1 protein-coding gene is annotated in these 506 nt (G+C 60.1%); it reads left to right on the top strand.

The window, feature by feature from the left end; all coding sequences use genetic code 11:
- Positions 1-506, top strand: a 506-nt coding sequence (locus J5069_RS24180; protein ID WP_264646166.1) for a dihydroxyacetone kinase subunit DhaK, incomplete at both ends; no start/stop codon positions are given.

The following is a 506-nucleotide window of genomic DNA, read 5'->3' as shown; positions in this document are numbered from 1 at the left end:
ATACGGTCTGGCGGCGGTGCTGGCGGTGGCTGAGCGAGCCAACCAGCGCACGCGCTCTTTCGGCGTCGCTTTTTCGGGTTGCACCTTACCCGGAGCCGATCACCCACTGTTTACTGTGCCCGAGGGCATGATGGGTGTCGGGATGGGCATCCACGGTGAGCCCGGTATTAACGATGCGCCGATTTCCAGTGCGGATGAACTGGCTGAACTGTTGGTCAACGCGTTGTTAAAAGAGGTGCCGCAGGCGGTGACCACACTGTCAGGGCAGCGCCTCAGCGTGGTGCTTAATGGGCTGGGTGGCGTGAAGTATGAAGAGCTGTTTGTGGTGTATCGCCGCGTTGCTCAACTGCTGACGGCACAAGGGCTCACCATCGTTGAGCCAGAGGTGGGTGAGCTGGTGACCAGTTTTGATATGGCTGGGCTTTCACTCACCCTGTTCTGGCTGGATGAGGAACTGGAGCGCTTCTGGCGTGCGCCTGCCAATACGCCCGCGTTCCGCAAAGGCA

It is taken from the genome of Candidatus Symbiopectobacterium sp. NZEC127 (assembly GCF_025962675.1).
Taxonomy (GTDB): Bacteria; Pseudomonadota; Gammaproteobacteria; order Enterobacterales; family Enterobacteriaceae; genus Symbiopectobacterium.
This window is presented reverse-complemented; position numbering and strand designations above follow the sequence as displayed.